Consider the following 20,341-nt stretch of genomic DNA (forward strand, 5'->3'; position numbering starts at 1 on the left):
CCAAGGAGCAGTGATATGACTCGTAACGTGTTCGTCGCCGGCGTCGGCATGATTCCGTTCAAGAAGCCCGGCACCAGCGATGCCTACGACGTGATGGGCGCGGGCGCCGTGCGCGAGGCGCTGGCCGACGCGGGCATCGATTACGCGGAAGTGCAGCAGGCCTATGCGGGCTATGTGTACGGCGATTCGACCTGCGGTCAGAAGGCGCTCTATCGCGTCGGCATGACGGGAATCCCCGTCATCAACGTGAACAACAACTGCGCGACGGGATCGTCGGCGCTGTTTCTCGCGCGGCAGGCGGTGCAAAGCGGCGCGGTCGACTGCGCGCTCGCGGTGGGTTTCGAATTCATGCAGCCCGGCGCGCTGTCGTCGAAGTGGAGCGATCGAGCGCCCGCGCTCGAACGTGCGCTCAATCTCGTCAACGAACTGGTCGATCGCACCGATCTGCCGGGCGCGATCCGCCAGTTCAGCGGCGCGGGCCGCGCCCACATGGAAAAGTACGGCACGAAGCTCGAAACCTTCGCGAAGATTCGCGCAAAGGCGAGCCGGCACGCGGCGCGCAATCCGCTGGCCGTGTTCCGCACCGTCGTGAGCCCGGAAGAAGTGCTCGCCTCGCCGATGATCTGGGAAGGCGTGCTCACGCGCCTGATGGCCTGCCCCCCGACCTGCGGCGCCGCCGCGGCGATCGTGGTGTCGGAAGCATTCGCACGCAAGCACGGCCTGCGCACCGACGTGCTGATCGCCGGCCAGTCGCTGACCACCGACCAGCCCAGCACCTACGACACTCGCGACATGATCCGCGTGGTCGGCTTCGACATGACGCGCGCCGGCGCCGCGCTCGCCTACGAGCAGGCCGGCGTCGGTCCGGAGGACATCGACGTGATCGAACTGCACGACTGCTTCGCGCAGAACGAACTGCTGACGTACGAAGGGCTCGGTCTGTGCGCGGAAGGCGAAGCCGAAAAGCTCGTCAACGACGGCGACAACACCTATGGCGGCAAGTGGGTGGTCAATCCATCGGGCGGGCTGCTGTCGAAAGGACATCCGCTGGGCGCCACCGGTCTCGCGCAATGCTACGAACTGACGCATCAGCTGCGCGGCACGGCGGAGCAGCGCCAGGTCGAAGGCGCGAAGGTCGCGCTCGCGCACAACCTGGGGCTCGGCGGCGCGTGCGTGACCACCGTGTACAAGGCCGCCTGATGCGCTGCCGCTTTCAACGGAGTGTTCGACATGATCGATAAAAAGCACATCGGGAAGGTCATTCCCGCGTTTCGCGCGGTGGCCGAAGCGGGCCGGCTGCGGTTTTTCGCCAAGGCAACCGGCGAAACCGATCCGGTGTACTTCGACGAATCCGCCGCCCGCGATGCGGGTCATCCGGGCCTGCCCTTGCCGCCCACTTTCCTGTTCTCGCTGGAACTGGAGCAGCCGGACAAGCGCTGGCGCGACGAGATCGGCATCCAGGTCGCGCGCATCCTGCACGGCGAGCAGTCGTTCACCTATCACCGGATGGCGTATGCGGGCGACGCGCTCCTGTTCGAATGCCATATCGCCGATATCTACGACAAGAAAGGCGGCGCGCTCGATTTCGTGGTGCGGGAGACCCGCGTGACCAACCAGAGGGGCGAGCACGTGGCCGATCTGCGCAGCGTGCTGGTGCATCGCAACGGCTGAGGAGAGACACGAATGAACCCATTGTTCGACAACGTGAAGGTCGGCGACACGCTGCCGCCGCTGACGCTCGCGCCCATCGACCGCACGACGCTCGCGCTCTTCGCCGGCGCGTCGGGCGATCACAACGCGGTCCACATCGACCTCGACTTCGCGCGCCGCAGCGGCATGCCCGACGTGTTCGCGCACGGCATGCTGTCGATGGCGTATCTCGCGCGCCTCTTGAACGGCTGGGTGGACCAGCGCCAGTTGCGGCAGTTCGGCGTGCGCTTCGTCGGCATCACGCATCTCGGTCACCGCATCACCTGCAGCGGGCGCGTGGTCGAGAAGTTCGAAGCGGATGGCGAGCGCCGCGTGAAGGTGGAGATCCAGACGGCCAATCAGTATGGCGAACCACGCGTCCTCGGCGACGCCGTGATCGCCCTGTAAAAGCATCAATCAAGGAGACAAGGAAATGGGCAAGCTTGACGGCAAGGTGGCGCTCGTCACGGGTTCGGGTCGCGGCATCGGCCGGGCCATCGCCGAGAAACTGGCGAGCGAAGGCGCACGCCTCGTGATCAACGATCTCGACGCCGACCCGGCGCACGAAACGGTCGAAGTACTGAAGAAGATGGGCACCGACGCCGTCGCCTGCGTGGGCAACGTGGGTGCGCCGGACTTCGCGGACCGCTTCATCAATACGGCGATGAGCACGTACAAGGGCATCGACATCATCGTCAACAACGCGGGCTATACGTGGGACGACGTGATCCAGAAGATGACCGACGAGCAGTGGTACGCGATCATCGACTGCCACATGACCGCGCCGTTCCGCATCCTGCGTGCCGCCTATCCGCACGTCAAGGCGCTGCACGCCGCCGACAAGGAAGCGGGCCGCGACGTGTATCGCAAGATCGTCAACATCTCGTCGACGTCGGCGCTCAACGGCAATGCCGGCCAGATGAACTACTCGTCGGCCAAGGCCGGCGTGATCGGCATGACGCGCGCGCTGTCGCGTGAATGGGGACGCTTCAACGTCAACGTCAATTGCGTCGCGTTCGGTCTGATCCACACACGCATGACGACCGCCGACGCCCACGCCGGCGCGACCGTGAAGATCGAAGGACGCGATATCCGCGTGGGCGTCAATCCCGAGGCGCTCAGGATGCACGCGCAGCGCAATCCGCTCGGCCGCGGCGGCACGCCGGAAGAAGCGGCTGGCGGCGTCTACCTGTTCTGCTCGCCCGAATCGAACTACATCACCGGTCAGACCATCGCGGTCGCGGGCAATCTGCAGTAGCGCGCGACGGACGGGCTTTGTCTTCGCTGGCATGCGTCGAGGCGCTTGCCGGCGTTTTCGTTTCCGGCCTCATGCGCCTCGTTCGATCATCAGGAGCCAGACCATGACCGATCTCGCACGCGCCGACTCCAGCAGCGGCGCGCCTGCTTCGGTGAGCTACCCGTTTGCTTCGCCTCCGGTGCCCGGCGGCGCCGTGGAAGTCGCTCCGGGCGTGCAATGGATTCGCATGCCGCTGCCCTACTCCCTGGATCACATCAACGTGTGGACGATCGCGGACGGCGACGGTCTGGCGATCGTCGACACGGGCGCGCGCACGGACGCAGCAACCGCCTTATGGCGGCGCCTCTTCGCCGGATCTCGCGCGCGCCGCCCCGTCACGCGCGTTTTCGTCACCCACATGCACCCCGATCACGTGGGCATGGCAGGCTGGCTCACGCGTACCTTCGACTGCCGTCTGTGGATGACGCGCGTCGAGTATCTGAACTGCCGCGTCGCCGCTTCCGACAGCGGCCGCGAAGCGCCTGACGACGGTCTCGACTTCTACCGTCGCGCGGGCTGGAGCTCGGCGGCGATCGAGCTTTATCGCGCACGCCTCGGCCGCTTCGGGCAGCACATTCACGCGCTGCCGGACAGCTTCCGGCGCTTGCAGGACGGGCAGGAAATCGCCATCGGCGAACACGTGTGGCGGGTCATCGTCGGCACGGGCCATTCGCCCGAGCACGCGTGCCTGTACTGCCCGGCGCTGAAGCTGCTCATTTCGGGCGACCAGGTGCTGCCGCGAATCTCGTCGAATGTGTCGGTGTATCCGCTCGAACCTCACGCCGATCCGATGGCCGACTGGTACGCGTCGATCGACAAGCTGAAGCAGCAGGTGCCCGACGATGTGCTGGTGCTGCCGGCCCACAACGACTGTTTCCGCGGCCTGCATGCGCGGCTCGACCGTCTGCGGCGCGGCCAGGACCGCAGCCTCGACCGCTTGCGTGAGACGCTCGGCGAACCGCGTCGCGCCGTCGATGTGTTCGGCGCGCTGTTTGCGCGCCACGTCGGCGAAGAGGATATGTCGCGCATGAGCCTCGCGACGGGCGAAAGCCTCGCGTGCCTGAACTATCTGATCGGGCGCGGCGAAGTTCGATGCGAACTTCGCGATGATGGAATCAACTGGTACTCGCTCGTGGCATGAAAGCGCCAAGGGCATCGCCGCGCGATGCAGCGATGCCCTTGAACGCGTCGAACAGGCTCACGCTTCAGGCTTATAACTCAGGCCGTGTTCGCGCATGCGTTCGACCGCGGCGTCGTCGAAGCCCCAGTCGCGCAATGCGGCGAGCCCATGTTCGCCGCGCTGCGGCGCGGGCTTCGCGATCGTCGACGGCGTTGCCGAAAAGCGCGGCGCAGGCGCGGGCTGAACCACGCCCGCCACTTCGACGAAGCTCCCGCGAGCACGATGCTGCGGATGCGCCGGCGCTTCCGAGAAGCTCAGCACCGGCGCGACACACGCGTCGCTGCCTTCGAACACGGCGCACCATTCGTCGCGCGTGCGCGTGAGAAACGCCGCTGCAAAACGTTCGCGCAGCACCGGCCAGCCGCTCCGGTCGTGCTGTGCGGGCAGGCCCGCGTCCGCAAGACCGAGCTTCGACAGCAACTCCGCATAGAAACGCGCTTCGACCGCGCCCACCGACATGTACCCGCCATCGCGCGTGCGATAGCTGTCATACCAGGGCGTGCCGCCATCCAGCAGATTGCTCTCGCGCTCTTCCCGCCAGTTGCCCGATGCGAGCAGGCCCCAGATCACCGAACCCAGTTGCGCCGCGCCCTCGATCATCGCGGCATCGACGACCTGTCCCTCGCCGCCGCGCTGAACGTTGAACAGCGCCGCCACCACGCCCAGCGCCAGCAGCATGCCGCCACCGCCGTAGTCGCCCACGAGGTTGAGCGGCGGCACGGGCGGACCGTCGGCGCGGCCGATGCCCGACAGCACGCCCGACAGCGCGATGTAGTTGAGGTCGTGACCCGCGCGCTGCGCGAGCGGACCCGTCTGCCCCCAACCCGTCATGCGGCCGTAGACGAGACGCGGATTGCGCGCCAGGGCGGCTTGCGGTCCGAGCCCGAGCCGCTCCATCGTGCCGGGGCGAAATCCTTCGATCACCACATCGGCGCGCGCCATCAGATCGAGCGCGGCTTCGGCCGCCCGGGGCTCTTTCAGATCGAGCGTGACCGAGCGGCGGCCGCGCCCCGTGACGTCCGCACGCTTGCCGTTGGTCTTCGGCCCCAGGTCCTGGGGCGCGAGCGGCCTGTCGATGCGCAATACGTCCGCGCCCATGTCGGCGAGCAACATGGCGCCGAACGGTCCAGGTCCAATGGCTTCGAATTCCAGCACGCGAATACCGCTTAAAACGCCCATCGTCCCTCCACGTTCCGTTTTGTATCGCGGCGAAGCGCCTTCGCCGTCGATGATCTCTTGTCAGACATTGCCTGAATGGAAGTAAGCCAGAAAAAGCCTCGAACCGGACCACCCGGGCGGAGTGGCGAGGCGCGCTAGTTGACCGCGCGCGTCTTCTGCGCCCAGTACGGCGCGCGAATTTCGCGCTTCAGAACCTTGCCCGCGCCCGACAGCGGCAATCGATCGCGGAACTCGACCGTCTTCGGGCACTTGTAGCCTGCGATCGCCTGCCGGCAATGATCGCGCACCTCTTCTTCGGCGAGCGTCGCGCCTGGCTTGCGCACGATCACCGCGTGCACGGCCTCGCCCCAGATGTCGTGCGGAATCCCGATGACCGCGCACGCGGCGACTGCCGGATGACGAACGATCACGTTCTCCACTTCGGCGGAATAGACGTTCTCGCCACCGCTTACGATCATGTCCTTGATGCGATCGACGATGTAGAGATAACCCTGCGCGTCCATGTAGGCGCCGTCGCCGGTGTGCAGCCACCCGTCGCGCACGGCCTGCGCGGTTTCGTCGGGCTTTTTCCAGTAGCCCGCCATCACGTTCGGCCCGCGCACGGCGATCTCGCCGACCGTGCCGCGCGGCACTTCTTCGCCGTGCACATCGACCACTTTCACCATCAGGCCCGGCAGGCCGCGACCGATCGATCGGTACAGGCCGCTCCTGCGCCCCGCCTCGTCGTGGTTCGACGGCGGGTTCGCCGAAATGCTCGGACACGCCTCGGTCATCCCGTATGAATGCGCGAGCTCGACGCCGGGCAGCGACCCGATCACCCGGTCGAGCAGCGCTTCGGGGATCGGCGAAGCACCATAGGTCAGCCGCTTCAGGCTGCTGAGATCGGTGCGGACGAAGTCAGGATGATCGAGCAGCGACTGGATCATGGTGGGCACGAGCAGCGTTTCGCTCACGCGCTGCGTGCCGATCGCGTCGAGCACGTCGCCGGCATCGAAGGCGGGAATGATGACGTGCGCCTCGCCGGCCATGAACTGCACGAGCGCGCGGCCGAGTCCCGCCGCATGGAAGAAAGGCGCCGCGTGCAAAACCGCGCTGTCGGGCAATGGCGCTGACTCGGCGATCCGCATGATGCACGAGGACCACATGTTCAGATGCGTCTGCATCACGCCTTTCGGAAAGCCGGTCGTGCCGCCGGTGTACATGATGCACGCAAGGTGCTCGCCGCCCCGGCCGGCGTCCGGCAGCGGCGACGCGGCCGCGATCAGCGCGTCGAACGAAAGCATGCCGGCGGGCGCCGCGCCGTCGCCCGCGTGAATCAGGATCGGCGTCGTGCGGGCAAGCACGCACACGGCGCGGGCCGTATCGACGAAATGGTCATCGACGATCAGGATGCGGGTATCGCAATCATCCAGCGAATAGGCGATCTCCGGCGCGCTCCAGCGGGTGTTGACCGGATTGAGCACGCCTCCGCCCCACCACACGCCCATCACGTATTCGAGGTAGCGGTCCGAATTGAGCGCGAGCATGCCGACCCGGTCGCCTTCCGCCATGCCGAGGCCGCGCAACGCGGCGGCGAGGCGCGCGACATGATCCGCGAAATCGCGGAACGTGCGCCGGCGTGCCTTGAATGTGATCGCCAGTCGGTCCGGATTCTGCTGCAGCGAGCGGTGCAGGCCCTGGGTCAGATACATGCGTTGTCTTCCTGCCGTGTTTGAGCGCAAGCGGCGCGCTGGATGATCCGCAACCGCTCTATCCGTGGAATGCCGGTGACCGTTTCTCGATGAATGCAGCAACGGCTTCGCGATGATCGGCCGTCTGATGCGAGAGCGCCTGATATGCCGCCGACATTTCCAGCAGCGTATCCAGGCGGCAGTGCATGCCTTCGCGCAGCAGCCGTTTCGCGAGCCGCACCGCGTGGGGCGGGTTGGCGGAGATCGCTTGCGCGAGACCCTGGGCGGTCGCGAGCAGCGCGTCGTGCGGCACGACACGGGACACCAAATTCCAGTCGAGCGCCTGTTGCGCGTCGATCGTCTGGCCGGTGAAGGTCAGCTCCGCCGCGCGCGACAGACCGACGATGCGCGGCAGCAGCCACGCGCCGCCGTCGCCGGGGATGATGCCCAGCCTGACGAAACTCTCGGCGAACTTCGCGCGTTCGGACGCAATGCGGATATCGCACATGCAGGCGAGATCGAGCCCCGCGCCGATCGCCGCGCCGTTGACGGCAGCGATGACCGGCACTTCCAGATTGAACAGCGCCAGGGGCAGTTGCTGAATTCCGCGCCGGTAGTCCTGGCGAATCTCCATGCCGGGCATGTTGCCCGACGCGTGCCGCTCCATGTCGTGGATATTGCCGCCCGACGAGAACGCCGTGCCGGCGCCCGTCAGAATCACGGCACGCACGGAACGGTCGGCTTCGATCCTTCCGATCGCCGCCAGCAACTCCGCCACCGCCGTGTTGCCGGTGAGCGGATTGCGCCGCTCCGGTTCGTTCATCGTCAGCGTGACGATGTGCTGGTCCTGTTCGTAGCTCAGAAAATGGTTCATAGGATGTCTAATCGTCTACGCTGCTGTGAAGGTTTGCCCGCGCGTGCGCTCAGGCGGCGACGTCATACGGCGCGGTGCGCGCGAAATCCACAATGGTGCCGTGCTCCCGCGCAAGCGCCGCGCTTCCCACCATGCGGTTCCAGAACGTCTCCGAGCCATCCGCGATACGCCATTCGTGCAACCTGCGCGTATAGAGCTGGAGATCGTATTCGGCGGTGACCCCGATCGCGCCATGCAGCGCGTGCGCCGTCGACGCGATCAACGGCACCGCCATGCTGGTGCGCGCCTTGGCGATCGCCGTCGCGAGCCGTCCGGGGACAGCGCCCGCGCCGCAGAACGCCAGCGCCGATGCCATTCCGGCCGACGCCACGTGCTGCGCCATCACGCTCAACTGATGCTGGACCGCCTGGAACTTGCCGATCGATTTGCCGAACTGCGAGCGATCGTTGCAGTACTGGAGCGTCATCGCGAACACGCGATCCATCGCGCCGGCGATGGCGGCCGCATGAATCGCCGCGCTGAAGAGCAGCACCTCGTCGCCGTTCGAACCGAGCGATGCGGGAACGGCGTCCGCGAGCCAGCGAAGCGTGCCGCAGGAACTTCCGTGCACGCCGTCCGGGTCGCGCCCGGCACGCGTCGCGTCGAGCAACAGCAGATTGCCGTCGACGTTGGCGAGCACCTGATCGCAGATCATGCCGAACGGCACCTGCGGCGCTTCCAGTGAGCCGTCCGCGTGACGCCGGCACGTACCCGCGAGCGTCGTCATTCCGGCCGGGGCCGTCACGCCGGTGTCGCGCAACAACGCTCGCGCCGCGATGCTTTGTGCGAGCGGAACCGGCACCGCATGGCGTCCAAAGGCCGTGAAGATCGGCTCGATCGCCGACAGTGACAATCCGGCGCCGCCTGCGCTTTCCGGCGTCAGCAATTCCAGAAATCCGGCTTCCTCGACGGCGCTCCAGATCGACTGGGCCGAGCCGCCGTTTTCGATTGCGCGTACCGCTTCGGATGTGGCGCGGTCGCGCAGAATAGCTTCAATGGCTTCGGTGAACATGCAGGTCTCTTTCGTGATCCGTAGGATTAGCGCAATCCGAGTCCGCGCGCGATCATGCCGCGCAGCACCTCGCGCGTGCCGCCACGCAGTGAAAACGTCGGCGAAATCTGGCTGAGGTACGCCACCGTGCGATAGAGCTCGGGATCGACGGTCTGCGCGGGATTCGCGCCCAGCGCGGCTTCCAGTTGCGCGGGAATGGCCTGTTCGAACTCCGTGCCGATGTCTTTCACGAGCGCCGCCTCGACCACCGGACTCTCGCCGCGCGCGAGCCGCGCCGTGACCGCGATCGACAGACAGCGCAACGTGGCGAGTTGCGTCGCGAAGCCGCCGAGCAGCGCAAGTTCGGCGTCGCTGGCGCCGTGGCGGCGCAACTGCTCGCGCCAGCAGTCGAGCAGCACGACGCTCGAATAGAGCCGCTCCGGTCCGCTTCGTTCGAACGCAAGCTCGGCCGTCACCTGCTCCCAGCCCGCGCCTTCATCGCCGATCAGCGCATCGTCGGCGAGCAGGACGTCGTCGAATGTCACCTCGGAGAAGTGCGCGTCGCCGGTGAGATCGACGATCGGCCGCACGTGAACGCCGGGCAACGACAGATCGACGATGAATTGCGACAGGCCCTTCTGCCGGTCTTCCGGCGCACCCGACGAGCGCACGAGCGCGATCATGTACTGGCAATGCTGCGCGTTGGTCGTCCAGATCTTGCGCCCGGTGAGACGCCAGCCGCCGTCACGGCGCACCGCGCGCGTACGAACGCTCGCGAGATCGGAGCCCGCGTCGGGCTCGCTCATGCCGATGCAAAAGAACGCCCGCGCGGCACAGATGCGCGGCAAGTAGAAGTCCTTCTGCGCCTCGGTGCCGTAGCGCAGGATCAGCGGGCCGCTTTGACGGTCGGCAATCCAGTGCGCGGCGACGGGCGCGCCCGCGGCGAGCATTTCCTCGACCAGCACGAAGCGGCGGAATGCGTCCATGCCCGCTCCGCCGTAGCCCGTCGGCAGTGTCAGTCCGATCCAGCCGCGCGCGGCGAGGCGCCGGCTGAAATCCGCGTCGAAGCCCATCCAAGAGCGCGCGCGAATGTCGGCCGGCGCAGGCGGCAGGTGTTCATCGAGAAACTGCTTCACTTGCGCGCGAAAGGCTTCGGCCTCGGCGGGCAGCGCCGTCAGGTGGAAAGCATCCAGCAGGTTGTTCACGTCTCACTCCAGATTTTTTGTGGTCGCCGCCGCGTGGGCCGCTATGACTGCGCGCGTCCGGCTTGCGCGGCATAGCGCTCGCGCAGAGCCTGCTTGTACAGTTTGCCGGTGGGCAGGCGCGGCATCGTGTCGATGAAGTCGATCGAGCGCGGCACCATGTAGCGCGCGACGCGCGTGCGCAGATAAGCCAGCAGCGCTTGCGCGAGCGCGTCCGATGGCACGACGCCAGGCGCCGGTTCGACGATCGCCTTGACCTGCTCGCCCATCTCGGCGTCGGGCACGCCGATCACGGCCGCGTCCTGCACGTCGGGATGCACGGCGAGCGCGTCTTCGATCGCTTGCGGGTAGATGTTGACGCCGCCCGAAATGATCATGAACGCCTTGCGGTCGGTCAGATAAAGATAACCGTCGCCATCGACATGACCGATGTCGCCGACCGCCGTCCACGCCGGATGACGCGGGTGCTGTGCGGCTCGGGTCTTGTCGGGATCGTTGTGGTAATGAAACGGCAACTGGTCACGTTCGAAGTAGACGAGCCCGTCTTCGCCCACCGGCAATTCGTTGCCTTCGTCGTCGCAGATATGGATGACCCCGAGCAACGCGCGCCCGACCGAGCCCGGATGCGCGAGCCACTCTTCGGTATTCAGCGTGGTCACGCCATTGCCTTCGGTGGACGAGTAATACTCCTCGATGATCGGCCCCCACCAGTCGATCATCTGCCGCTTGATCTCCTGCGGGCACGGCGCGGCTGCGTGGATCGCCACCCGATGGCTCGACAGGTCGAAGCCATTGCGCAATGCCGGGCCGAGTTTGAGCAGGCGGATCAGCATGGTCGGCACCCACTGGCTGTGCGTGACGCGATAACGTTCGATCGCCCGCAATGCGTCGAGCGGATCGAACTTCTCCATGAACACGACAGTGCCGCCGCCGAACTGCGTCTCCAGCCCGTAGCCGAGCGGCGCGGTGTGATAGAGCGGCGCCGGAGACAGATACACCGTCTGCGCATCGAAGCCATAGCGCTCGAACTGCGGGCGGCGCGCGGAGCCGGACCCTTCCGAGACGCGCCCCTGCGGCTGCGCGCGAATGATGCCCTTCGGACGGCCGGTCGTGCCCGAGCTGTAGATCATGGTCGCGCCCAGCCATTCGTCGTCGAGCCGCGTCGGCGGATAACGGTCGATCACCGCTTCGTAGCTGTCCCAGCCGGCAATGGTGCCGTCGATCATCAGCCGCAGGCCGCAGGTCGGCATCATGCCGGTCAGTTCGGCTGCAAGCTCACGCATCGCGTACGAGCTGACCACGACGCGCGCGTCGCTGTCCGTGATGATGCCGGCCGCCTCCGGCGCGGTCAGGAAGCGGTTGACCGGAGTGATCAGCAGCCCCGAACGCAGCGCTGCCCAGCACACCTCGAAGCAGCGCATGTTGTTCTCGAGCACCATCGCGATGTGATCGCCGCGCCGCAGGCCGATCGCGTACAGACACTGCGCGAAGCGATTGGAACGCTCATCGAGTTCGCGGTAGGTCAGCACGTCGCCGGTGGTGCTGTTGATTGCCGCGGGCTTGTCGGGCGTCAGCTCCGCATGGTCGCCGAGGTACTTCGGGAATTTGCTCATCCGCGCTCCTGCGAGTCGAGACGGTTCGGGCGCTTACGCCACCGCTGCCGGAATTTCGCCGGAGGTCAGCGCGTTCGGCGCGGCCCGTTCCACCAGTTCCGGTATCAGCGCGCCGAGCTCGGCCGCATCCCAGCGCCCGTGCTTTTCGATGCGCGGACCGGCGCTCCAGCCTTCGGCCACCGTGATACGGCCGCCGCGCACGCCGAACACGCGTCCGGTGACGCCGCTCGATGCATCGCTGCCGAGCCATGCGACCAGCGGCGCGACGTTGCCCGCGTCGAGCGGATCGAAACCGGGCGCGGCGCCTGCGGTGAATTCGTCGCGCCGGGCCGCGAAGATGTCCTCGGTGAGGCGGCTCATCGCAGTGGGATAGATCGCGTTCACGGTCACGCCGTAGCGCTCGAGCTCGCGCGCCGCGATCACCGACATCGCCGCGATGCCCGCCTTCGCCGCGCCGTAGTTGGCCTGGCCCGGATTGCAGTACAGCCCCGACGACGAACTCGTATTGATGAGCCGCGCCACCCGCGCGCGACCCGCTTTTGCCTCGTCGCGCCAGTAGGCGGCGGCGTGGCGCGAGGGCGCAAAGGTGCCGCGCAGATGCACGCGAATCACCGCGTCCCAGTCTTCTTCGCTCATGTTGGCGAGCGTGCGGTCGCGCAGGATGCCGGCGTTGTTGACCAGCACGTCGAGTCCTCCGAAGGCGGAAATGGCCGTGTCGATCATGCGTCTTGCGCCGTTCCAGTCGGCGACGTCGTCGAAATTCGCGACAGCGCGGCCGCCGAGCGCTTCGATTTCGGCGACCACGTCGAGCGCGGGGCCGCTCGCGGCGCCGGAGCCATCACCGTGGCCGCCGAGATCGTTGACGACGACCTTCGCACCCTGCCGGGCGAACTCCAGAGCGTATTCGCGTCCGAGGCCGCGCCCGGCCCCGGTGATGATGACGACGCGGTCCTTGCAAAGCTGCTGCATGGGTAATCCTCAATCTTGTTTGCGATCCGGGTTTGCACGAGACGCGCCGTGGCGCCTTCCGTGCCCGAGGTTCAGTGCTTGCCGTACAAGGTCACCACGCACGCGCCGCCGAGCCCGAGATTGTGCTGAAGCGCATGCCTTGCGCCCTGCACCTGCCGCTGATCGGCGGTGCCGCGCAACTGGTGGGTCAGCTCGTAACATTGCGCGAGGCCCGTCGCGCCCAGCGGATGCCCCTTCGAGAGCAAACCACCGGACGGATTGACCACGACCTTGCCCCCGTACGTGTTGTCGCCGTCGCTGACGAACTTCTCCGCGCCGCCTTCCGGACAGAAGCCGAGCGATTCGTAGCAGATGACTTCGTTGTGCGCGAAGCAGTCGTGCAGTTCGCACACGTCGATGTCTTCCGGGCCGATCCCGGCCTTCTCGTAGACCTTGTTCGCGGCAGAGCGCGTCATATGGGTGCCGACGTAATTGAGCATCGACGGCGGATCGAACGAAGCGGGCGGATCGGTGGTCAGCGCTTGCGCGACGATCTGCACATCCGTGCGCAGGTTGTGCCTGCGGGCGAACTTCTCGGAGACGAGGATCGCCGCCGCGCCGCCGCACGTAGGCGGACAGGCCATCAGACGCGTCATCACGCCGGGCATCAGCACCGTGTCGTTCATCACGTCTTCGGTCGTCACCTGCTTGCGAAACAGCGCGAGCGGGTTGTTCGCCGCGTGGCGGCTTGCTTTGGCGCGCACCGCCGCGAAGGTTTCCATGCGGGTGCCGTAGCGCTGCATATGCTCGCGCCCCGCGCCGCCGAAGGTGCGCAGCGCCTGCGGCAGATGCGCGAGGTCGGCGGTCAGGCCGTGCATGATCGGCACGAAGCGCGCACGCGTCACGGGCCGGTCGTCCCAGTGCGACTTCAGCGCGCCGGCCTGCATCTGCTCAAAACCGAGCGCCAGCACGCAGTCCGCATCGCCGGTGGCGATCGCCTGGCGCGCGAGATAGAGCGCGGTCGAACCCGTCGAGCAATTGTTATTCACGTTGACGATCGGAATGCCCGTCATGCCCACTTCGTACAACGCGGTCTGCCCGCAGGTGGAGTCGCCGTACACGTAGCCGGCGAAGGCCTGCTGTACGAGGTCGTACGCGATGCCGGCATCGGCCAGCGCGCGGCGGGTCGCTTCGGCGCCCATTTCGGTGTAGCTCCGGCTCGCGCCCGGCTTGGCGAACTGAATCATGCCGACGCCCGCCACCAGTACTTTTTCGCTCATCTTGCTGCCTCGGAAGATAGGGGATTCAAAGCTTGCGCGAGATCAGATCCCGCAACACTTCGCTGGTGCCGCCGAAGATGCGCGTCACGCGCATGTCGGCGAAAGCACGGGCAATCGGGTACTCCAGCATGTAGCCGTAGCCGCCGTGCAGCTGAACCATCTCGTCGATGCACTTCCACATCGCTTCGGTCGCGAAGAGCTTGGCGATCGCCGCTTCCTGCAGCGTGAGCTTGCGCTCCATGTGCTCGCGAATGTAGTAATCGACCAGCGTACGGACCGCGACGGCTTGCGCCTTCACGTCGGCCAGCTTGAATTTGGTGTTCTGGAAGTCCCACACGGTCTGATTGAACGCGCGGCGGTCCTTCACGTATTGCAGCGTCAGTTCGAGCTGCCGTTCGAGCTTCGCCGCGCAATACACCGCGATGATGAGCCGCTCCTGCGGAAGCTCTTCCATCAGGTGGATGAAGCCGCCGTTCTCGTTGCCGATCAGGTTGCTCGCCGGTACGCGGACGTCGTCGAAGAAGAGTTCGGCGGTGTCGGCGGCGGCCTGCCCTACCTTCTCCAGTTTGCGGCCACGGCGAAAACCCGCGCGCTCGGTTTCGACCATGATGAGACTCACGCCCTTCGCACCCGCCGACGGATCGGTCTTGCAGACCACCACCACCATGTCGCAGTTCAGGCCATTCGAAATGAAGGTCTTGCTGCCGTTGATGATGTAGTCGTCGCCATCGCGCACGGCAGTCGTGCGGATCGATTTCAGATCGGAGCCGGTGCCGGGCTCGGTCATCGCGATCGCGAGGATCTTTTCGCCGCGGCAGATCGGCGGCAGCCACTTGCGTTTCTGTTCTTCCGTGCCGAGCCGCACGATGTATGGCGCGGTGATGTCGGAATGCACGGAATAGCTGAAGCCCGACACGCCCGCACGATGCAGCTCTTCCGCGACGATGGCCGAATGACCGAAATCGCCACCGCCCCCGCCATATTCTTCCGGCACGGTCACACACAGCAGACCTTCGCGGCCCGCCTTCAGCCAGGTCTCGCGATCCACGCATCCGGCCTCGTCCCACTGAGCCTGACGCGGCAGACACTCGCGTTCGAAGAAACGCCGCGCGGTATCGCGCAACATTTCGTGATCCTCGCGATAGACATTACGCTTGACTTCCACCGCACGCTCCTTATCGATTGAATGCGTTGGCAGTGCGGACCGGTGTTGCGCGATCGGCTGGCTGCTTTGATGAACGCATTGTGCGTGGCGGGAGGAGCGAGCAAGCCTACCCCCGTGGAGTGGGGGCGGCAGGTGGGCGAGCGCTAAGGCGCGCCCGCGTCGCGCATTCTTGCGACGGCGCCGTCGCGACCGGTCACTTCCAGCTTCCGGTAGATGTTCTTGAGGTGCCACTTCACCGTGTCGAGCGACACGTCCATCACGCGCGCGATCTTCTTGTTCGGCAGGGCAAGCGCGAGCAGACCCAGCACTTCGTTTTCGCGTTCGCTCAGCGACTGGATCGGCACGCGCATCGCAGCCGTTTGCGGTTCGACAGCCGTGGCTGCCTGTGCGGCGTCGATGAGCCGCTGCGCATAGAAGCCGAGGACGGGGTCGAAGTCCGCCTCCAGCGGCAGACGCTCGAGGATGGGCCGGCAATCGCCAAGCTCGTCGAGCAGGCTGCGCATCAGCCCCAGCCGGTGGCCCACGCGCAAGGCTTCGACCAGATGCTCACGGGCCGCTCCGTCGTTGCGGCGTCCCATTTCCGCAATCGACATCTGCAAGCGCAGACCCACCACGCGGCACCACCGCCCTCCTGCTTCGGACAATGCGTGAAGCGGCTTGAGCCGGCGCATGGCGCCTTCGAAGTCGTTCAGATGCAGGCACATGCGAATGCGCGCGAGATCCGCGCAGACCCTGATTTCCCACGTCGTGCTGCGCACCGCGCCCGCATGGCGCGCCGCCAGCGTTTCGCAGCGCAATACCGCCGCTTCGGCTTCATCGGGCCGGCCTTCTTCCAGCAGCCAGCGCGTGCGCAAACACAATGCGTTGGCAAGCAGCCGATCCACACCATGACGCTTCGCGTGATCCTCGAGCCGTTCGAGGCAATCACGCGCCTCGAGGCGGCGTCCCGCGAACCAGTGCGCGCTGGCGAGCACCATCAGGGCGCGCAGGACCGTATCGGGAATCGACACGCGCTCGAGCACGTCGATGCGTTCGTCCAGCAACCGGAGTGAAGCATCGACGTCGTTCAGTTCGTAAAGCGCCTCGCCCAGCAGGGCCGCCGCCATGCACGCGATGCCGACGTATGCCGGGCCCTGCTTTTCCGCCTGCGCCAGCACGTCGCGGAACACGCGCTCGGCGACCAGCACACGGCCCTCGGCGGCATGCGTCATGCCGCTCATGCAGCGACCGAGCAGGATGCCGCGCGGCGCGCCGCCGTGCCCGGCGCCCTCCTCCAGAACCTTGCGAGCCTGCTCATGCTCGCCACGATGGATGAACATCCACGAAAGGATATTGCCGCGCGCGACCCGGGTGAAATCGTCCGCGTTGGGCGGCACGCGCTGCAACTCCGGCAATAGCGCCACGACCAGATCGGTATCGTCGCGCTGTAGCGCGAGGCCGCCGCGAAGCAGCGCGAGCGCGTAGCGCTGACGTGGATCCGGTCGCTCGCTTTGCGCGGCGATCTGCTGAATGCTCTGCATCAGCGCATCGGTTTCACCGGCGTACATCTGCAGATACGCGGTGATCACGCGCAGATCGAAGCGCTCCGCGATCTGCGCCGGCGGCAGGCGGCGCACCAGACCGGCAAGCTGGCGGAGTTCGCCGCGCGCGAGCAGATCGTGCGCGCATCCTTCGACGAGATCGCCGGCAGCCTGCGCGTTGTCCGCCAGTACGGCGTGATGCACGGCTTCGTCGACGTGGCCTTGCGCATCGAACCACTGCCACGCCGCCGCGTGCAGCTCGCGCAGTTCCGCTGGCGGCAGCTCGGCGACGCGGCGCTGCAAGACCTCGCGCAGCAGAGGATGCAGGCGATACCAGGGTTCTCCGTCCTGTCCGACACCACTCTGAGTAATGAACAGATTGTCGTCTTCCAGACGACCGAGCCGCGAGGCGACATCCGCGACGGTGACCGGATGCCGCATCAGGCCAGCACAAAGGGGCGCACAAAATCGCTCGCAAAGCGCCGCACGAGTGAGCAGCAGCAGGTCCTCGGACGCGAGTCGGATCAGCACTTCGCGTTCGAAATAACAAGCGAAGGTTTCGGCATCGCGCACGGTCGCCGGCGTGAAAGCCGTGCCTTTGCGCGTCTTCAGGTCGATCGCGAACAATTGCAGGCCCGCCGCCCAGCCGTCGGTCAGCTCATGCACCACGCGCGCGTCGCGTCTGGCGATTTCGCCGAGCTGCTCGCGCAGGAAGCGTTCCGATTCCTCGGCTGAAAAGCGCAGGTCATGGCGATCGAGTTCGATCGCGAGACCTTGCGAACGCAGACGCGCGAGCGAGAGGGGCAGCGAACGCCGCGAAGCCAGCACCACGTGAAGCTGCGGCGGCGCGTAGTCCAGCAGCCAGCGCAATGCTTCGACGATCCGGGCGTTCTGGAGGTGGTGAACGTCGTCGAGCATCAACACCAGCTCGCGCTTGCGGCGGGCGATAGCGCGCACGAGCGTGATGACCCAGTGCTCGACCGCGGTCTCGTCGCTCTCGCGACCGACCAGCAATTCCGCCTCGCGCACGATCGCCGGGTCCACGGTAGCAAGGCTTGCGAGCAGGCCGTGGAAGAACGCCGTCAGGTCGTCGTCTTCGGGGGCGAGCGAGAGCCAGGCGACATCGAAGTCCAGTGTGAGCATCGCCTGTCTGAGAGCCAGCATCGTGCTGGTTTTTGCACTCCCGGCCGGTCCCTGGACCACGACGCAACGATGCCGGCGCGCTTCGAGGAGCCGCGCCATCAAGCCTTCGCGCGGCATGAGTTGCCGTGCGCAACGCGGCGGGATCAATCTTCCGCCTGTCACGGCCTCCACGGAGCGTCTGGGCGAGACGTCACGGTCTATTGGGTGATCTGCGGAATCGGACATGCTGGGAAAACGAAAAGGCGAAGATCGTAGGTCGAGTCAGGCGACTGTTGCGCTCGCGAAGGAGCGTGTTCGACACGAGTATAGATTCGCAATGCGGTCGTTCGACGCGAATCCGCGGTCACCCACCCGATGCGGGTGGGTGCGAATCTCGGGGCTTGCCTTCGACGTATGGAGCGATGTTCGGTCCCAGGTTGTGAAAAAGGCCGCTTCGAACGCCCGAGCGAACGCCGCGACAGCGACGCAACTCGGCGCACGGGACACCGGGAGCGTCGTGGGAGGATCATCGGTTTGCTGTTTTGCAACACCAGGCGCGCGCCACCTTCCGCCGATCATCCGGCATTTTCAGAATCACTACCCCGACGTTCGGCTGATGATCCGGGAAGGTGATCCTGTCGAAGAGGTGGAACGGGGCACGCTAGATCTGGCGCTGATCTACGATATGGATCTCGCGCGCCAAGTAGTACTTCACACGTTTGGCGAGTAATCACCCTATGTGCTGCTACCAGAGGGTCATCGGCTTGCGAGGCCAGTTGTCGTAACGATCCATGACCCGGTCGATGAGCCGTTCTTCCTCCTCGACATGCCACACAGTCGCGACTATTTTCGTTCGTTGTTCCGGCTAGCTGGCATATCGCCGACGGTTGCGCTGGAATTGCGCTCCGTCGAGATGATCCGGTCGCTGGTCGCGAACGGGCATGGTGTTTCGATTCTCGTGACTCGCCCGGTCGGTGATTTAAGCTATGACGGGCGCTCCATCGTTTGCTGTCCTTTGGACTCCACTGTGCCTGCACAACGGGTTGTCGTCGCAGCGCGGCAGACCACACAGCTGCCGAGGCCGGCTACCGCGTTTCTTGAGGTGATGCGCGACCGGTTCATGAAGTCCTAAAAAGTCGAGTAGTGCGAGACGCATGATCGAGTTCGCCACATTTGTCTCGCTGAATCGAAATCCGGAGACTGGGACTTGTTTGTCGTGACTTCGAGACGGGATAGTTCGACGTCGGAACGACCGTTGCCAGGACAGTGCCGCCGTTGGGATGTGCATGCGGCGCGACTCGGCCGAATCAAGTGCCGGGGAAGCGCGCGTCGTAGTTGGCGGGCTTGCCCGCCATGCGGCACTGATAGCGCATCGGCTGCACGACGTACTGTCCGTCTGCCGCTGGACAAACTCATGATGCTGCGGGCGTCAAATACGGCGGATGCGCTCTGGTGCGCCGAGCGCGTACTGAACGCTCGAAGTTGCGGCGCGCTGCTCTTCTGGCAGCAGCACATCCGGTCTGAAGCCTTAAGGCGATTGCATCTGGCGGCCCAAGCAACAGAAACCCTCCTGATTCTGGTTCGACCGCTCGCCGCCGCTCAGGATTCATCGCCGACAACTTTACGGCTGGGGGTGCGGCCCGCCGACGGCGGAATCGTCGTCGATGTCATCAAGCGACGAGGTCCAACCCGAACCGACCCACTGTCCATCCACCTCCAACCGACTCCGATTCTGCTTAGCCCTCATGGCCGTGTTCGTCGCCATCTTCCTGCCCCGGCTTTCGCCGGAGGTCTTCCGTCCGAGATGGTCATCTCCGACTGAACAGGGCTGCATGGTGCTCGAGCGTGACAAGGTGATCGTGCTGGATCAGGCAGCCAGAGATGCAGGGGTGATGGTAGGGATGAAGCGCGGTGGCGTCACGACACTGACGGCCGACGCATTGATGTATGACCGTAGCCCCGCGCGCGAGCTCGATGTGCAACGCGAAGTCGCTTTTGCGCTCTTGCGCTCTTGCGCTTCTCGCCTCAAGTCGCCGTGCGCGAGGAAGAAACCATCGTGGTTGATGTCACAGCAAGTCTGCGACTGGTCGGCGGCAACCGAAGGGGTGACCTTGACCATGCGCGAACTCGACCGTCTCAAAGTCATTCAGGCCGTAGTCGACCGGATGCTCAAACCGGAGCTCGGCGCGCAGCGTTTGCAACTGACAGTACGTCAGGTTGAACGGCTGGTGGCCCGATACAAGCAATCCGGTGCGGGCGGCGTTGGCCACACTTCGCGCGGCCGTCCGGGCAACCGGAAACTCGACGAAGCGATCGCTTGTCGAGCGCTGACGCTGATCCGGGATCGCAACGCCGATTTCGGCCCGACACTGGCCAGCGAGAAGCTGCGTGAATAGTCAGCGCAAAAGCCATGCGGGAACGGAAGCACCACCGGTGGTTTCACGCCCCGCAGACTGATTCGCAACTGAAAAACGGAAGTGGCGCCGGACGAGTGGAAGTCCATCGAGCCTGATTTCGCATCGCCAGGACGTCGCGCATCCTTGCAAGCCACTGGCGTCATCACGCAAAACGA

Annotated in this window: 16 protein-coding genes and 1 pseudogene; 7 read left to right on the plus strand and 10 right to left on the minus strand. The window is 65.7% G+C overall.

Going from position 1 to position 20,341, the window contains the following annotated elements:
• Window positions 1-15 precede the first annotated feature (15 nt).
• The 5 genes from ACEN42_RS34050 to ACEN42_RS34070 all read left to right on the plus strand — a co-directional run bounded on the left by ACEN42_RS34050 (window position 16) and on the right by ACEN42_RS34070 (window position 4,127).
• Window positions 16-1,200: a lipid-transfer protein gene (locus ACEN42_RS34050; protein ID WP_371883033.1), complete on the plus strand. Its 1,185-nt coding sequence runs from the start codon at window positions 16-18 to the stop codon at window positions 1,198-1,200.
• A 30-nt stretch (window positions 1,201-1,230) separates the two neighbouring features.
• Window positions 1,231-1,671: a MaoC family dehydratase N-terminal domain-containing protein gene (locus ACEN42_RS34055; RefSeq protein ID WP_187603374.1), complete on the plus strand. Its 441-nt coding sequence runs from the start codon at window positions 1,231-1,233 to the stop codon at window positions 1,669-1,671.
• A 12-nt stretch (window positions 1,672-1,683) separates the two neighbouring features.
• Window positions 1,684-2,097, plus strand: a complete 414-nt coding sequence (locus ACEN42_RS34060) for a MaoC family dehydratase (protein WP_062259046.1) — start codon at window positions 1,684-1,686, stop codon at window positions 2,095-2,097.
• Window positions 2,098-2,122: 25 nt separating this feature from the next.
• Window positions 2,123-2,947 carry an SDR family NAD(P)-dependent oxidoreductase gene (locus tag ACEN42_RS34065; RefSeq protein WP_371883034.1) on the plus strand — a complete coding sequence of 275 codons (825 nt, stop codon included), beginning with the start codon at window positions 2,123-2,125 and terminating at the stop codon, window positions 2,945-2,947.
• Window positions 2,948-3,050: 103 nt separating this feature from the next.
• The gene (locus tag ACEN42_RS34070) at window positions 3,051-4,127 is read left to right on the plus strand and encodes an MBL fold metallo-hydrolase (RefSeq protein ID WP_371883035.1); all 1,077 of its coding nucleotides are present in this window, start codon (window positions 3,051-3,053) and stop codon (window positions 4,125-4,127) included.
• Window positions 4,128-4,184: 57 nt separating this feature from the next.
• Here ACEN42_RS34070 and ACEN42_RS34075 read toward each other — a convergent pair whose 3' ends face one another.
• The 10 genes from ACEN42_RS34075 to ACEN42_RS34120 form a co-directional block, all read right to left on the minus strand.
• On the minus strand, window positions 4,185-5,345 hold the full coding sequence (locus ACEN42_RS34075) for a CaiB/BaiF CoA transferase family protein (RefSeq protein WP_371883036.1): 1,161 nt from the start codon (window positions 5,343-5,345) through the stop codon (window positions 4,185-4,187).
• A 134-nt stretch (window positions 5,346-5,479) separates the two neighbouring features.
• A complete protein-coding gene (locus ACEN42_RS34080; protein ID WP_371883037.1) occupies window positions 5,480-7,036 on the minus strand; it encodes a long-chain fatty acid--CoA ligase in 1,557 nt (518 codons plus the stop codon).
• A 58-nt stretch (window positions 7,037-7,094) separates the two neighbouring features.
• Window positions 7,095-7,889, minus strand: a complete 795-nt coding sequence (locus ACEN42_RS34085) for a crotonase/enoyl-CoA hydratase family protein (RefSeq protein ID WP_371883038.1) — start codon at window positions 7,887-7,889, stop codon at window positions 7,095-7,097.
• Window positions 7,890-7,938: 49 nt separating this feature from the next.
• Entirely contained in the window at window positions 7,939-8,958 is a 1,020-nt protein-coding gene (locus ACEN42_RS34090) for an acyl-CoA dehydrogenase family protein (RefSeq protein WP_371883221.1), read from the minus strand.
• Window positions 8,959-8,966: 8 nt separating this feature from the next.
• A complete protein-coding gene (locus ACEN42_RS34095; RefSeq protein ID WP_371883039.1) occupies window positions 8,967-10,124 on the minus strand; it encodes an acyl-CoA dehydrogenase family protein in 1,158 nt (385 codons plus the stop codon).
• A 41-nt stretch (window positions 10,125-10,165) separates the two neighbouring features.
• Window positions 10,166-11,734, minus strand: a complete 1,569-nt coding sequence (locus tag ACEN42_RS34100) for an acyl-CoA synthetase (protein ID WP_371883040.1) — start codon at window positions 11,732-11,734, stop codon at window positions 10,166-10,168.
• A 33-nt stretch (window positions 11,735-11,767) separates the two neighbouring features.
• A complete protein-coding gene (locus tag ACEN42_RS34105; RefSeq protein WP_371883041.1) occupies window positions 11,768-12,703 on the minus strand; it encodes an SDR family oxidoreductase in 936 nt (311 codons plus the stop codon).
• 71 nt (window positions 12,704-12,774) lie between these two features.
• On the minus strand, window positions 12,775-13,962 hold the full coding sequence (locus ACEN42_RS34110; protein WP_371883042.1) for a lipid-transfer protein: 1,188 nt from the start codon (window positions 13,960-13,962) through the stop codon (window positions 12,775-12,777).
• Between the two features lie 25 nt (window positions 13,963-13,987).
• A complete protein-coding gene (locus tag ACEN42_RS34115) occupies window positions 13,988-15,127 on the minus strand; it encodes an acyl-CoA dehydrogenase family protein (RefSeq protein WP_371883043.1) in 1,140 nt (379 codons plus the stop codon).
• Between the two features lie 143 nt (window positions 15,128-15,270).
• Window positions 15,271-18,015, minus strand: coding sequence for a LuxR C-terminal-related transcriptional regulator (locus ACEN42_RS34120; RefSeq protein ID WP_371883044.1), 2,745 nt, complete (start codon window positions 18,013-18,015; stop codon window positions 15,271-15,273).
• Between the two features lie 91 nt (window positions 18,016-18,106).
• On the opposite strand from ACEN42_RS34120, the pseudogene ACEN42_RS34125 reads away from it, so the two are divergent.
• Both ACEN42_RS34125 and ACEN42_RS34130 read left to right on the plus strand, forming a co-directional pair.
• Window positions 18,107-18,901, plus strand: a pseudogene (locus tag ACEN42_RS34125) (LysR substrate-binding domain-containing protein).
• A gap of 613 nt (window positions 18,902-19,514) precedes the next feature.
• Window positions 19,515-20,165: a hypothetical protein gene (locus ACEN42_RS34130; RefSeq protein WP_371883045.1), complete on the plus strand. Its 651-nt coding sequence runs from the start codon at window positions 19,515-19,517 to the stop codon at window positions 20,163-20,165.
• Window positions 20,166-20,341 lie beyond the last annotated feature (176 nt).

It is taken from the genome of Caballeronia sp. S22 (assembly GCF_964261745.1).
Classification (GTDB): Bacteria; Pseudomonadota; Gammaproteobacteria; order Burkholderiales; family Burkholderiaceae; genus Caballeronia; species Caballeronia jiangsuensis.